This is a genomic window from Phormidesmis sp. 146-33, from assembly GCF_052939515.1.
On sequence record NZ_JBJPHU010000140.1, the window covers coordinates 1 to 15803 of the forward strand.

The 15803-nt window shown below is 48.5% G+C and carries 10 protein-coding genes; 3 read left to right on the plus strand and 7 right to left on the minus strand.

The genetic code is table 11. The features are described from left to right. Together ACJ2PR_RS31275 and ACJ2PR_RS31280 are read left to right on the plus strand one after the other, a co-directional pair. Positions 1-3061: two-partner secretion domain-containing protein (locus tag ACJ2PR_RS31275; RefSeq protein ID WP_446879918.1), on the plus strand; the 3061-nt coding region annotated here is incomplete at its 5' end. 37 nt (positions 3062-3098) lie between these two features. Then, a complete protein-coding gene (locus ACJ2PR_RS31280; RefSeq protein ID WP_446879919.1) occupies positions 3099-5648 on the plus strand; it encodes a CHAT domain-containing protein in 2550 nt (849 codons plus the stop codon). A gap of 150 nt (positions 5649-5798) precedes the next feature. Here the strand turns inward: ACJ2PR_RS31280 and ACJ2PR_RS31285 are convergent, their stop codons facing one another. From ACJ2PR_RS31285 to ACJ2PR_RS31310, 6 genes are all read right to left on the minus strand, one after another. Further along, positions 5799-6065: a type II toxin-antitoxin system ParD family antitoxin gene (locus ACJ2PR_RS31285; RefSeq protein WP_446862372.1), complete on the minus strand. Its 267-nt coding sequence runs from the start codon at positions 6063-6065 to the stop codon at positions 5799-5801. A gap of 107 nt (positions 6066-6172) precedes the next feature. Then, positions 6173-6874, minus strand: coding sequence for a DUF928 domain-containing protein (locus tag ACJ2PR_RS31290; protein WP_446879920.1), 702 nt, complete (start codon positions 6872-6874; stop codon positions 6173-6175). Between the two features lie 30 nt (positions 6875-6904). Further along, positions 6905-9151, minus strand: a complete 2247-nt coding sequence (locus ACJ2PR_RS31295) for a CHASE2 domain-containing protein (protein ID WP_446879921.1) — start codon at positions 9149-9151, stop codon at positions 6905-6907. 66 nt (positions 9152-9217) lie between these two features. Next, positions 9218-10375 carry a DUF1822 family protein gene (locus ACJ2PR_RS31300; protein WP_446879922.1) on the minus strand — a complete coding sequence of 386 codons (1158 nt, stop codon included), beginning with the start codon at positions 10373-10375 and terminating at the stop codon, positions 9218-9220. Then, complete coding sequence (locus tag ACJ2PR_RS31305; RefSeq protein ID WP_446879923.1) at positions 10372-11640, minus strand: sigma-70 family RNA polymerase sigma factor; 1269 nt, start codon at positions 11638-11640, stop codon at positions 10372-10374. Before ACJ2PR_RS31305 ends, ACJ2PR_RS31300 begins: the two co-directional genes overlap by 4 nt. A gap of 599 nt (positions 11641-12239) precedes the next feature. Next, positions 12240-12476: a hypothetical protein gene (locus tag ACJ2PR_RS31310; RefSeq protein ID WP_446879924.1), complete on the minus strand. Its 237-nt coding sequence runs from the start codon at positions 12474-12476 to the stop codon at positions 12240-12242. A gap of 278 nt (positions 12477-12754) precedes the next feature. On the opposite strand from ACJ2PR_RS31310, the gene ACJ2PR_RS31315 reads away from it, so the two are divergent. Continuing rightward, on the plus strand, positions 12755-12991 hold the full coding sequence (locus tag ACJ2PR_RS31315; RefSeq protein ID WP_446879925.1) for a hypothetical protein: 237 nt from the start codon (positions 12755-12757) through the stop codon (positions 12989-12991). Between the two features lie 98 nt (positions 12992-13089). Here ACJ2PR_RS31315 and ACJ2PR_RS31320 read toward each other — a convergent pair. Further along, a partial coding sequence (locus ACJ2PR_RS31320) for a plasmid replication protein, CyRepA1 family (RefSeq protein ID WP_446879926.1) occupies positions 13090-15803 on the minus strand: 2714 nt, incomplete at its 5' end.

Below are 15803 nucleotides of genomic sequence, written 5' to 3' on the forward strand. Positions count from 1 at the left end.
TATCAATGGCACGATCGCCACCAGCAACCCAGCAAATTTCTTCTTACTCAATCCCAATGGCATTCTCTTTGGTTCAGGTGCCCAACTAAACATCGGCGGCTCTTTTCTGGCAACTACTGCTAACCGAATGCAGTTTCAGGATAGGACAGAGTTCAATACGACCAGTCCAACGCCCTTATTAACTATCAATACGCCGATCGGTCTACAGTTTGGCACTCCACAAGGTTCTATTCAGCTACAAGGGTCTCGTCTCTTAGCAGAAGTAACTGATTCTTTTGAGAACATAACTCTGATCGGTAACAGTGTCTCGTTAAACAACACCGAAATCCAGACAACCGGAAATGTTAGCAACATCAACATTCAGGCGAACGCATTACGACTTGAAAACGATTCTGTGTTGCGGACAACTCCCTCTGGACAGGGGCGATCTGGCAATATCATTTTTCAAGTTGAGGGGAATGTCTCGATTCTAGATAGTCGAATTTTCAGCGAGTTGGAATTTGGGCGAACTGGCTTTGGCGGCGATATTCGCATTCAAGCTGGGTCATTCTTTATGAAGTCCTTTACTAATCCTGGTGGCAGTCAAGCTTTCGTCACGGCCGCTTCTTCTGGAACTGGAAATGCTGGTAGCCTGGTGATTCAGACAAGAGATGCAGTCTTACTGGATCAAAGTTTTATTTCTAGTAACTTGAACTTTAACGCGATCGGTCGAGGCGGCGATATCACGATTGACGCTGGATCTGTCTCTTTAACCACAGGTGCCTTTGTTAATAACAACACATTTGGCATCGGAGATAGTGGAAATATCACCCTAAAGTCAAAGGGAAGTATCACTCTAGCAAATAGCAGCAGTATCTTGAGTGGAACTGAGGGACTAGCCAACGGCGGTTCGTCTCAAGATGCGATCGGGAATGGCGGTAACATTACACTTACATCAAATTCACTTTCTCTATTCAGTGGGTCTGAGATTTCTTCTACTTCCTTTGGGAAGGGAAACGGCGGCAATATCACAGTTGATAGCCAAGCCGTCTCGATCGATGGAATTGATCAAGCCGGATTTGTTAGCGGTTTGTTGAGTAGTGTAGCGCCCGGAGCAGCGGGAAAAAGCGGCAATATTACAGTCTCTACTGATTCATTGTCCATCACAAACGGGGGCGCGATTTCTGCCAGTCTGGGGGGAGAAGGGAAACCCGGAAACATCACGGTCAATGCTCCGAATGAGATTTCTATCGATGGGTTTGGTCTTTACAGGTTCAACCAGAATCTTGTTGCAACTAGAAGCGGTATCTTCACGCTGATTGATAGACCCGGAAAAGTAGTGGATACATCTGGGGAAGTCCGAAGTGGAGGAATTGTGATTAATACAGGTTCGCTGCGACTGGCAAACAATGGAGCCTTGAGTAGCAGTACTTTTGGAGACGGTGATGCAGGTGATATCACGATCAATGCACTCAATCAAGTGAGTCTTGCTGGAGGAAGCTTTTCTAATGTAAATATCTCTAGTGGTGTCGATCGGGCAGCGAGAGGACAGGGTGGCAATATTCGGATCACCACGGGGTCACTCCTGGCAACCAATCGCGCTGAATTAAACGCTGGAACCGAAGGACAGGGGAATGCTGGAAACATTATAATTGATGCTCGTGATTTAGTTTCCTTTGACAATAGCAGTGGTGCCTTTAGCACGGTGAAGGAAACAGCCAGGGGAAAGAGCGGTGATATTCAAGTTACTGCAAGAGCGCTCTCATTAACAAGCGGCGGTGAGCTTTCTGCTAGTACGTTTGGACAAGGGAAAGCAGGCAATATCTCCATTCATGCCCGTGACGGAATTGGATTGGACGGTGTTGGAGACGATGGATTTTCAAGCGGATTGTTCACGATTACAGAACGAGGAGCCACAGGTTCGGCAGGCAATATTACGACCAACTCTACAGGATTCCAGGTTAAAAATGGAGCAACAGTCAATGCTAGAACTAATAGCGCCAGTGATGGAGGAAGCATCACGATTAAGGCTGACAGGTTTGAAGCCTTGAAGGGTGGACAAGTGATTACAACAACCCGAAGTAATGGACGGGCAGGTGATATTAATCTATACATTGTAAACCAGATTGTTTTAGCGGGTCGTGACTCTACTTATGGCGATCGCCTGACTCAATTTGGCAGAGATGTGATTGATACCGAAGGATCAGCAAGTGGACTCTTTGCTAATACAGCTTCAGGCTCTTCAGGAAACGGTGGTAGTATCTTCATCGATCCGAGAACCCTAGCGATTCGAGACGGAGCCAGAATCTCAGTCGATAGCCAGGGTAGTGGAACAGGCGGCAACATTCAAATCCAGGCAGGAACATTAACACTGGACAATCAAGGAATCATTTCAGCCCAGACCGCTAGTAACCAGGGTGGAAATATCGCTTTGAACGCGCAAGACTTACTGTTATTCCGTCGAGGTAGTCAGATCTCAACCACTGCTGGAACTGCCCAATCTAGCGGAGATGGCGGCAACATCAACATTAATTCTAAATTCATTGTGTCAGTGCTTTCTGAGAATAGCGACATTACAGCCAATGCTTTTACTGGAAAGGGGGGTCGAGTTGACATCACAGCCCAAAGCATTTTTGGTATTCAACCTCGATCGTTCCTAACCCCCCTGAGCGACATTACTGCCAGTTCCCAGTTTGGGATTAGTGGCGTGGTGACGATCGCGACGCTCAACACAGACCCTAGCCGAGGATTAGTTGCCCTCCCAATTAACTTAGTTGACCCCGCTAATCAAATTGCTCAAGGCTGTCGTAGTAGCGGAGCAACTGGAAGATTTGTTGTCAGCGGACGTGGCGGATTGCCCTCGACTCCCAACGATGCGCTAGATAGAAGTGACCTCTGGGAAGACGCGCGAGTGACGGCTCAGACTACAGAAACAGTTGCCAACTTGTCTTCAGCAAAAATTGTGGAGGCTACAAGTTGGGTAAAAGATGCAACGGGTGCGATCGTTCTAGTCACCCAACAGCCTGATAGCCCTGGTTATTTAGCCTCTCAACCTGCACCCACTCATTGCTATGTTCCCTAGACATTCGCACCAGAAAAAAACAGATCGCTTTAGTAGAATGGCGCAGTACTTCGCTTTGATGATTACTGTGTTGCTTTGTCTAGTGATCACCCCTCAACTGATAGCACAACCTGTAACAGCCCCCCAACTCGTGCAACAGGGCAGACAGTTGTATGAAAAGGGACAGTTTGAACAAGCGCTGAAAAGCTGGCAGCGAGCCACCGAAGCTTATGGTAAAGACACGATCGGAGTTACGGGTAGTTTAATCGACCAGGCGCAAGCGTGGGAAGCAATGGGACACCAACGACAAGCCTGCAAAACATTGGTACAGGCATTACAGCCAGGAAGTAGCGCTACTACACTCTGTGATGCTGTTCGGACTGGAGCCTCAACGATTCAGTCTACTGTGATGCCAGTGGAGTTGAGAGCGATCGGGCTGCGAAATTTGGGCAAAGTCTTACGTCTGATTGGTAATTTAGAAGCTTCCCAACAGGTGCTATTACAAAGTCTAGAACTGTCTTCTCCAAAAGATCGAGGGACTGTTTTACTACGATTGGGCAATACGGCTCAGGATCTAGGCAGCCGGGATCGCGATCGCAGAGACAACATTATTCTGACTGCCACTTCTGGAACAGCTTGTCTGATGTCAAATTCGGCATCTGATGCCATGTCTTACTACAAGCAAGCACTGGACTGTTATCAAGCGGCTGACTCTGCCCAGCAATCGATTACTTCTGTTCAAGCACCGTTGAATCATTTGAGTTTATTACTGGAGATTGAACAATGGCTGCGACGCAACGATCGAACTGACGCAGATTCCTGGCTCACGCAAGTGCAACCACAGATCGTTGAATTGATTGAGAAACTCCCTGCTCAGATCGATCGCTTGCCCAATACTCATGAAACTTTTTTTGCTCAAATCAACTTTGCTCGGAGCCTGACCCAGTTCTATCGACTGCAAAATCTGGAATCCACTCATCCCAAATGGCAACAGATTCAACAACGATTGCAAGAGGTCGCCATGCAAGCCAGAGCAATGGGAAATCAGCGGGCTGAGGGGTATGCGATCGCAAATCTAGGCTGGTTTTATGAACAAATTGGACAGTTGCCAGCCGCACTCGCACAAACTGAACAGGCACTGAAATTAGTACAGAGCCTGCAAGCACCTGACATTAACTATCAATGGGAGTGGCAACGGGGACGGATCTTAGCTAGACAGAACAGCGATCGGGCGATTCAAGCCTATGAGTCCGCAGTTCAAGCCCTTCAACTAACTCGTGGGGATTTGATTGCAGTCAATCCGGATGCCCAGTTCTCTTTGCGGGATACTGTTGAGCCAATCTATCGAGAATATATTAGTTTACTGTTACCTGTTGGCAAAAATCCGGTTCAAGAAAACCTTGAAAAATCTCTGCGGTTAATTGATTCCCTGCAACTAACAGAACTAGAAAACTTCTTTCGCTGCAACTTACTACAAGCCAGACAAGTTCGGGTTGATCAGGCAGAAGATCCGACTGCGGCGGTGATTCACACCATTATTTTGGACGATCGCATTGAGATCATTCTCAAGCTACCCCAGCAAACTAAGTTAACTCGTCAAACATCATTAGTCAAGCGCAGTGAACTAGAGCAACAGCTTGCCTGGTTTCGAGAACAGTTGAAAGATCGCTCATCCGGCGCAGATGTTCAAAAAACGGCTCAACTAGTTTACGGGTGGCTGCTGCGATCGCTAGAACCCTCCTTAGAAGCAAGCAAGATTAAAACTCTGGTGTTTGTGTTAGATGGGAGTCTACGAGGCATTCCAATGGCGGCTCTCTATGATGGTCAACGCTACCTGATTGAGAAGTACGCTGTCGCTATTACCCCAGGGTTACAGCTACTCGGTGCAAAACGTAGTCACGCTCAATCGACTAGAAGCGTTTTGATTGCTGGGTTGACGACCGGAAGTACCATTACAGTGGGCGATCGCTCCATTCGCTTTTCTCCACTCGCAAATGTGTTAAGGGAAGTGCAGCAGATCAGAGCGCTTTTACCTCAGTCCCAAGTCTTGCTAGATAGTCAGTTTACAACAGAGAAATTTCGCAATCAGGTGAGTTCGTCCTCTTATGCGATCGTGCATGTGGCGACTCATGGCCGATTTAGTTCTAACCCAGATGAAACCTTTATTCTCACTGCCTCCGCGCAGCCTGTCGATGTGAATGAGTTGCAGACAATTCTCCAAAATCGCAGTCAAGCTCAATCTGCCCCAGTAGAGCTACTTGTCTTCAGCGCTTGTGAAACAGCAGTCGGTGACAAACGAGCCGCATTAGGACTTGCCGGAGTTGCAATCAGAGCGGGAGCATTCAGCACGTTAGCCTCTCTCTGGGCGGTGGATGATGCGTCTACTTCGTCGCTGATGAACCAGTTTTATCGAGCATTCAGTCAGGGCAATCAGATCAGTAAGGCTGACGCTCTGAGACGGGCGCAGTTAAGCTTACTGTATGGCAAAGAAATTGCTCCAACTGCTGATTTACCAAAAAGCATTACAGAAGACAATGCTGAAACCGATGCAGACTTTTCTCACCCCTACTTTTGGACACCCTTTGTCCTGGTTGGCGACTGGTTATAGACGATTGTTTTCGATTCACTATAGCAGTCCTAAATCAGTTGTAAGAATCTTCAAAGGCGTATCTGCTGATGCCGGGTTGTCTGCAAACAAATAATCATTAATCTCTGTTAGGTCAACGACAGCTTGGGATGAGAGGAAGTAGTCACTCATCTACGCTTGAACTTGCTTGCATACCTGATTCTTCTGCCGCAGTTGCTCAATCACTGCCCTTCCATCTAACCGCTCTCCCTGATCGAGTTGCTCGACCCCTATCGAAACTTCTCGGCACAGTTCCTCAAACCGCCCTTTATAGATACGATCACGTTCCTCCAGCAGCCAAATTCCTGCCTGAATCACATCAGCAGCAGACCCATATTTCCCACTCTCCACCTGGCTGTGAATGAACCGTTCAATCTCTGGAGTGAGTGATACATCCATTTTAACGACCTCTTTTCTGGGTGATTCTATTCTAATAGAAAGTTGGTCAGTGAGCCATCAAAGTATTAACAAACTATATCCAAGCTACTGTCTTTTGAGGGAGAATGCTACCTGTCCGTACAGCATGGAAGAACGGGTTTAGAAGTAACTGCCTCCAATTGTTCAGATTGCAGTAAGTCAGCCCAAACGATCGCCGATCGCTCATTCTGCTTTCGATGAGAAGCTAGTAGCGTTAGGGCATCTGACCAGAATCCTGATTTTACATAAAGGGCGGCAGCTTGCTCGATCGTTGTGGCTTGTTTGAGCTGCGTAATCACCGTTGTAGAAGGCTCAACATACCGCACCCAACCGTCAACTGTGAGTTTCTTTTGCTCTCCAGAAACATCACAAATCACTGAAAAGTACCAATGATAGGACTGATTAACCTTGAGAGGTTGGGGCGATCGCACACTCACAATTCCAGGCTGATTGGGCAATTGAAGGCGAAGTGGCTCGATCGATCGTTGTTCTTGATCATCTCGTAAGATAAATTCTGCGGTGAGGAGCGAAGGGTCTTGAAAGGGCACATAAAACCAGAAGGTAGGCTGAGAAGCGGCGGTAGACATTTCACCCTTAGCTGTCACTAATGCAACCAGCGCTTCTTTGTTGAATGCTTGAGTTGTCTGTGTATTAGTCTGTGTGATAGTTGTGCAAATTCCCCGATCGCCCGCCGATCGCCTGGGCCTTCTCGATTTTGCAACCGCACCATTTGCAAAGAAGCTAATTAAAATTGCAGCAATGACAAGTATTCTAAACTGAGGAATTCGCATAAGGTTTAGGGGTTACGTAAACAATGAACTTCAATCGGAACGATGGAGTTTTCGCACAATTTTGGTAAAGTAGCGGGTAATTAACAGTGTTGTGAGGAGCGCGATCGCCGTTGGAATAAAAGGAATCCAAATCAGTTGAGTAAATCCATAGAAACAACTTAATAGCAGGATAGACAGTGCGCCAATCTGCGCCAAAATGACTCTACGACGTGATCGTATCCAGGCAAGACTCCCGCCTAACATTGCCCATCCTACAATCCATCCTATCTCTTTCTGATTTGACCAAACGGACATAAAAGCGCGATCGCCACTTGCTGCATTCAACAATTGACTGATAATGTGAGCATGAATCTGAATGCCAAACATCTCTCCCACAGCCGTCGGGTGATGATCCTTGGTCTGACCAACATAGCCGATTAGCACAATGCGATCGCGCAAGAATTGAGACTGAGGTTGATCTAGTACTTTACTCAAGGAAACCTCCTCTGCAACTTGATGAGAAGGTCGATAATGAATCAACACTTGTTGACTACTCGGATCAATTTCATCTGATTGTTGATATCCCCCAAAGGGCTGCTTCATGGATGGAACAGTGGTAGAACTAAGTTGTGGCGTTTGCATCACTGGTTTCGCTTCAGCAGACAGGTAATGACGAGCAACTTGCCATCCAAATGCCTTGTTTGTTGGACAGTCTACTGCTTTTGTTTCAGTTGCTAACGTGTACCGTCGCACAACTCCGTCAATATCGACTAGCAGCGTATCAGAAAAGCCTAAGTAGACTGATGGAACTCCAGACGCTTGAGGAATCGCCGGATAGCTGCCAGGTTCTCCCACGTCACAAATGGTCACGATACGATCGCTCTGCCGCAGAAGTTTGAGCAGATTTTCATGCCCTGGCTCTACTGAAATATCTCGATAAATATCTAGACCAATCACACGAGGTTGATACTGCTTTAGCGTAGTTAATAAGCGCTGAATGGTTTGATCCGTCAACGGTTTACCAAAGCGCTGAATGTCCTGATCTGTCACTGTAACCAGTAGAATTCTTCGATCTAGCTCTGCTTTGGGCTGTTGCTGCATGAGTCGATCGTAAGCCCACAGTTCTGAAACTTGTAGCCAACCGAGCGATCGTGCCCCGATTACCAACCCAGTCACTACCAAACTTGTGAGCAAAGGAATCAAGGCTAACCATCGGTTGCTGATGCGTTGTGCAGGTGGGAGTAAAGATGGCTGTGCCCGTTGCGCTTCTTTTAATTCTCGCCACGTCAAAGGGATCTCAGTAGGATTTTGATAGATTGCAGGAAGCCAACTAGCACAGGGAAACTCGTCTTCTAGTCCTTGTAGTCGTTCTCGTGCCTGCCGGGTTGCCAAGTAGAGAGGTTCCCCCCCTGCAAACGCGCTCAAAAACTGTGTCAAAAACGCCTGGGCAACTTGATCGGGAACAGGTTCCCGCATGACAATCAGTTGCGGTAGTTGCAGTTGTTCTAGCTCATATGCCAGACCCAACCCATCACAGGAATTAAAGATCGCAAGCTGTAAGCCCTGCGCGATCGCTCGTTTCAATCCGTACTTCAATTCTGCAATCGTCAGGCTGTCAGTGGGATTGATATGAATGCGTCCTTGATGGTCTTCTGTTTGGCTATGTCCGGCGAAAAAGAGAATATCCCATGCCTGATCCCACAGATGATTGTTGATTTGTCGGCGAGAAGGTTCTACTAGAAACAACACTTCGTCATCCAGTAAGGTTTCTAGTTGCTGGCGATCGCTTTCCGTATCAATGCCTCGACGATCGCCCAAAATTGCCAACACTTTCACTGCACCCGTCGCATTTTTTCTAGCTGTAATGAGCGGTGGACTACTAAACGCGAGTTCTGCTTGAGTGTATCGCTCAATAAAGTCCCAACACTGCCAGGGAAGATGATGGAGCCGACGATCGTTGGTTCGCAACAGCACGCGCACCGTTTCGTTTAGGTGAATAGCTTCTCTCAGACGACACTCAACCTCATGGAACAATGGCGAGTCTAACCACGCTTTGAAAACAGTTTGAAGCTCTCTGGCTGCCTGACGACAAGCCTCTTTTTGGCTCAGTGCCCCGGCTTGAACGGTAATGCGCTGTAGACTAATGCGAGTTGTTTTGGCGCTCTGATGATAGTGGTGTTGCCAGGTACTTAAGCAAGTTGCGAGTTCTGGGATGGCTGGCAGTGCGGCGATCGCTTCCGTAAAAGAAAGGCTTCCCTCTTCTCCAATCTCCAACGTGACCTGAAATCCTTGTTCCAAGTCCCCCTCTAATCGAAGTACAACTCGTTTACCCATCTTACTATCCTGAGTCATTGCCAGCCGAAATTAGATCTCAAACGCTTCAACAATGCGTCTACTTCCTGACGTGATCTCGATGCTAAACCGCTCTCTCAACTGACCGCTAAATTGCAGTTGAATGGTTTCAGTGATTGCAGCACTTGCTTGTCCAATCTCAGTTTCCTGACCATCTAACAGTCTGACCAGAATCTTGTTGAGAAAGGTGTTTTCTCGCATTGGACAGAGCTGAATTCCGATGTTAATTTCAGTATCACTCACGGCGGTTAGCCCAACTAACAGCGCGATCTGCTCGCCTCCAGCTTGAGAACTAAATTCTAATACCTTGACTCGATTGATTTCATACAGTTGATCAGATGCAGAGCTACTTCTCCAAGTGGCGGCTAGTGGCTGAGGAGGAAAAATTTCATCCATCGATCGCCACACTTGATTCCACTGCCCTCGTAACCAGTCGCTCAACCGTACTCCTGACTGCTCTCCTCGACGCTGCTGATAAAGTGTTTGTCGCCATCCCTGCTCCATCACTGCACCCCACAAGCTAAAAGGAATAGCCAATCGCGGAAATATAATAGAACGATCGCCCAATCGCTCAAGTAAGTTTTGCGCCTCAGTGGTCGGAAGCGCTGGCAGCGGAACAATCGCCGCACGAGTTTGCTCTGTTAGACAAAACTGCACTGTCACCCAAAAGGTATTCAGATCCTGGGTCAACTGCTCTGCTTTCAGACAGTAAGTTCGATCGATTGGGTCATAAGTTCCGATCGACTTCAAGGCTTGATGTGTCGTGTAGCTCCAGACTCTAATCCAACGGCTTTCTAACTGAACTTGCACGGCAAGGTAGTAGTCACCCGCCCAACTAGGAAGGTCTACCCACTCTTGAGGCACCTCTAACTCGCCATCGTCTACTGCTTCACTCGGCATCAAGATCAGTCGAGTCGAGCCAATTAACACTGCGGCTCCTGTTGCAAATTCCCAGAAGGTTGGCAACTGTTCTACATTCGTCCAGACCTGAGCTTTTGGGACAGTCTCTTGAACACGGGTGAGAATAGCCTGGAGACACAGTGCATTGAGATAAGCGGTGTGTTGACGATCGGGTGTAGTACAATGCTGACTTTGCCGAGTGGCCTCTGCTTCAATCGACGGGGTGATCTCAAGCCACCATTCTCTGGGATCTGCAAATGTGAATGTCATACGCACTCCTGACCTGCTGTTTCTGTGCCCACAGAAGAAGATAACTCGCCATAGTACACTGTGAGCCATTCTTCCAAAGCAGCACTCATCTCCTTGATTAGGTTGGCAGTTGGAGGTTTATTCAGCGTCTGCTGGCTCCACTGTACCAGTGACACTAGAAGGGACTCTCTGGCTTTGGTCAATCGTCGAGAAACTGTCGCCTGACTCGTCAATCCCTGTTGCGCCATCTGAGGTTGAGAGAGTTGCTGTCTGTAGTACATCTCTAGTAGCTGTTGAGATTGGGAATCGAGTTGAGTAATTGCCCCTACCATTGCTGTATGAAGCTGCGATCGCTGAGCTTGCCGTTCCTGTTGCTCTTCCTGGTCAATGATCTCAACGAGTAGCGACTCATGCTGAGAGGCTCGAATCTCGTCTTGCATTTCCCCCATTTCTGCCCCAGCGGGAGGAACATTCAGCGATGAGATTGCAGGATAAAGATACTTCCGAACCGAGACTGCACAGTGGTTGAGCCATTGCTCGATCTTGGCTGGAGAAATCGAGGCTCCGGGTGTCGCTAGTTGTGCATAGCGCTCTGCGTTGTAAAGCGTTGCGATCGCAGCCCAGAGTACATCATCCACCGCAGGAAGCGCCTTGTTTCCTGACTGAGACTGAACATATCGCACATTAAAACAGTGCCACGCAAGTCGATATTGAGCGATCGCGTCTGAAGTGAGTCCGGTTTGAGTTAATGCTTCAATCAAGCGGCGTTTACTAACCTTGCGAAGCAGCCCCCAGTTTGTGCAAAGATCAACTTCCCGATGTTGCCGCAAACTATCTTTTAACAGCGTTGAAAAGACCAGATTTGCAAACGTGCGTAAAGTCGCTCCTCGATCGGGCTGATAGGTGTTGAGAACACTCTCGACCTGAGCGATCGCAATCTGAAAATAATCTGCCAGACTAGACTGCGCCGTTGCAACTTTGCGAACCATTCGCTGTGCTGCCCAATAACAAGGTTCTTGCAAGTAGGCAGACAGATGGCTTAACTCCTGGCTTCTAACCCCTGGCTTCTGATTTCTGGTTTGCCAAAGCCGATACCAATAGAGCGCCCAAAACTGCTCTGATAAAGCTGTCCCAGCTTTTGATGTAGAGTTGCTTGAAGATACTTGTTCCAGGCACTGTTGACAGTCTCGGCGCAATCTAGCATCCACAAGCCATCTACTGAAGCGATCTGCCTCAAATTGAATGAACGTCGAAAACAATTCTGTAATTTCCTGACGAGGATGCATAGTGTTTGGGTAGCCTTCATTCGATGAATTGCGGCTTGCACCTCAACTGATCGCACGATCGTTTAGAGACAACAGGGATTGGAACGTTTGCTCCTAATTTAAGCAACAGGCTCACAACCTGATTTCGCGATCGATTGTACCTCACAAGGCTTGACATTGTTTTCAGCTTTAGCAAATCGCTACATCCGCAAAATACCACTCCACCCACAACGGGAATGCGATCGTTTAGGGAGCATCCCAATTATGCCTCAGAGTTTCTTCGCCCTTATTCCCAACCGCTAAGGAATGAAAATTAGACTTTTAGGGTAACTACTCAGACTCTACAATTAGTTTCTCATAGCGATACCTGTAGCAATTAACAATTTCAAGCGATTAAAGAAAAAACTTGGATTCTCAATGACTTGCTATTTTCCTGGATTTATCGAGGGCAGGTTCCCGCAAAAGACTGTGTGCGCAGACGGGCCATCAAGATGATCGTATTTGTCCTGAATGGGCAGCGATACGATCGTCAGGAGTATTTGAGCGATGAGATGATTCCCTGCAAAACTTTCTCCAATTTGAAACTGACGACTGAGCAGATTATTCAATGCCGATCAAATCTAGCGTGAACCGCTGTTCTCACGGAAGTTGTCGTTAGCGCTTGGGCGAAATTTTAAGCTTCTGCGCTGCTGCTCCGCCAGAATCTTTTTTCCTTCTCGAATGCAGCGAGAAATCCTTCTGCGAACTTCCTCACTCATGGCGGTTTGATTTTTCGTACACCATGCCTCAAAAGCCTCTTTGTCCCCAACCTCGATCGGGACTTCAATCTTGACGGTTTTTAGCTTTGGCTTTGCCATAAGACAATGATCAACCCCTAGAAGTAAACATATAAAAGGATTTTTCCGATTTGGGTCAGGACGTGGATCATGAGGCGGAAGAGATAGAAATCACTGTTTGCAGATGGTTTAGCGAATCTAAAGGTGATTGGCACACAGAAAAGTGTTTCTGATAAAGGCTCATGACTTCAATCCTGACAAGGCTTTGGGCTTCTTAGGAGTCTACTCGATCATTCAAACTTTGTGGAAGAAGAATTTTCAAACGGTGACTCTTTTTTTGAAACTTCTAAAATTTCCCCTTGACCAAATCTGCTTCGGCGAAATTTCAGGCTGCGATACTTTTGAACGATCGCACGACTCGATCGGTTGAAAGCGCTCCTTTGCAAGCAAATCTAAAGCACCTTTGGCACTTCTACAAGACAGAGCGGGGGTTGCAGGACTTCGGACACCGTTCAGTCCCGCGTTGTGTTTTGCCTGTCCCAATTCTCAACCGGATGAATGCCTCACAATCTGCGAATTCTGGAGAACGTGAATGAGAACGACCCGATGAATTTCGGCAAGCATTTCAGGGTTTTCTTCAGCCACTTCAGTCCAGTTCTGAATGTCGCACAAAGCCGTTTGGGTCAGCCCAGGGTCACTTGTCGAAGCGGGCACTTTTTTTTGGATCACCCGTTGCGGCTTCACTCTCAAATTGGGCAGGTGATCCAGTTCCCGGCTCTTCTGCTGAGGGGTGTTGTTGAATCTGCTGCCGCTTCATCTGTCGCCGCTGTAGAATTGCCCAGACTTGTTGCCAGTGAACGCTATCCAAACAATAAACCCTGAGCTTCTCCCCTTCATAGCCTGGATGCGATCGCGACCATTGCAGGATTAGTTTGATCCCTAGCTGTGATAGAAGCTGGTAAATAATCTGGGTGTCGCTCATGTCATGAGTAATCGTGTAGTGGAGCGCTACTTTAATGGGCCGGGTGAGTTCGCGGGCGCGATCAGCGTAGGGTTTCAAGTCACATCGGCACCAGTGCCAGCCAGCACGAAGCTTGGCAATCAGTTCATCAAGGCCGATTTGCGTGCGGAGCCAGCGGCGCAGCTCTGAACCGGAGATATCCCAGGGGCAATATCCCTGGTTCCAGGTAGCTTGTTTTTCTAAGGCTCTGGCGGCGCGATCAAGGGCAACACTGGGAAAGAGCTGCCCTTCCAGGTTGAGCAGTTCGCCGCGTCGTCTCCCTCCGTTATCCCATCGCACATCTTCCAGCGTGAGATGGTTCAGGCAGTAAAACTCTTTAAAGTAAAACTTGGCGATCGCTAACGAGGCCTCTCGCCCCAACCCTTCCTGCTGTTCCAGCGCAAGAAGTTCTGTGAACGTTAACTCTTGGGCGCTCACCAGAGCAATTGCATCCATTTCCTGCTGTTCCTGACGAGCGATCGTCAGCAATGATTTTAGGGTGGGGTTGGTCTTGTGGTCTTCAACCCTGACCTGGTTGCCTTCAAACATGAGCCGAACGAGCAGAGCCTCCCGCAGGTTATGCATCGCAAAGTTTTGCTCGGCGGCAATGTGACAAAACAAGCCGAGGTGCGGATTGCTTTGCCAGTCATAGTAGTTCATTTCTCCGGCAATCTCTTCTTTTAAGTTAGAGCGAATTAGTTGAATCGTGGCGGTTGTTCGCTGTCGGAGATGATCCTTTAATTCCAAAGCATTGGTCGAGTGACTGACCTTCGAGAAGTTGCTGCCCCGTTTGGCACACCAGACGACTCGTTCGACGGGTTCGCGCACTCTCCCCAATGCCTGCGTCATGTCTGCATCAGTGCTGGAAGCTCCCGTAAAAATGCCGTAGACCTTGGCGATCGTTCCGGGTGTTTCGAGGCTGACTCCGGTGGCAACCGAGGGAGAACAGATAATCAGATCGTATGCATTTCGTTGCAGCACTTCATCGGGGGCTTGAATAAACGCTCGTTCGCGTTCCCCGCCGCTGGTTTCAGAATTAATCAACAGCACGCGCTTTTCGGGAGCATTTTTAGCAATGAGGTGGGCGATCGCCTTACTTGTTTCTTTGCTATCGGTGGCAATAAACAGAACCTGACCGGATGCCAGCGTTTGAATCTCGGTGAGCAGGGTTTCAGTTACGATCGTGCGATCCGGGGATTGAATGAACCTTACTGGGTAACCCGCAGCTTGATAAGCGTTTCGGATTAAGAAGATCGGGGTTTCGTCTCCCCGCAGCTCCTTGAGGTAATGCAGAGTTGCGTTGTCCAGATCGGCATCGGCAACAATCACGCGCCGGGCAACCCGAATCAGTTCGCGCAACTGAGATAGCAGCACCGGACGCTTACCGTCACGGGCACAGGTCGGGCTGGTTAGTAGATGTCGAATCACCTGCACGACTTCATCCAGGATCAAGTCACAGCCACTAAACTTGCCGGGGTCAATACTGAGTAGAGAGTCTACACATAGCCCAACGCGAACGGTATATCCCGACCCATTAATAAACGCTCCATTGACTTTATCGAGATCTCCTCTGTAGTCCAGCCCCAGTCGAGCGGAAAGGTTTCGCATCAACGCGATCCGGTGCCCTCCCGCTAATGCCTTTTCAGAATCCTTGACCAGAGCCTGAATTTGCTTGGTTTTCCCGGTTCCCTTTGCACTCTCGATCGCTAGAATGCCCCGTGATAGGTCGGCGATCGCCAATGTGGACAGGTCAGCGGTCGTCACCTGAACGGCGGCCGGATAGGTCAGCCGCTTTTCCAGACGCTGCCAGATCATCCAGTGTTGTAGTGAGAGTGCCTGATCATAAGCGATCTGCCACGCCGCCACGCCGCTTTGAACTATTAAATCGTCCACGCCCTTCCCCTGCTGGGCTTTCCAAATTGCGACGCTAACAGGACATCCGGCTTGATTGAGCAGCTTCCCCAACCGGCCTAGTACGATCGCCACGCGCTGTTGAGTGGTGCCCTTTTCATCCTGATCAAAGGCCAGAATAAATTGCCGACCGCTGGTTGCAAATCTTGCTGCATCCGGAATCAGCCGTCGAGCGTCGTCAAGTCGCTTTTGATACCCTCCGTTCATGCCATAAAAAGCCAGAGGAACAAATCCTTGGCTGAGGAGGGCAAGGGCCTTCTTGCCGCCTTCGGTAGGCACCATTGGAATTTCGGGATGGGTCTCTAGCCAATCCCAGAAAGACCCAAAACTCGGTACGTCTACTTCATACCGACGGCTGATTAACTGCCGGATTTCTTCTGGTACGGCAGGTAGATAAGCCCGCGCCCCGTTGTCGATCGGCATTTCGTATTTCTGAATTTTGCCAGATGAAACGATACTATCAATCGTTGTCGGAGAAGGAGAGCTTCGCTGCACGG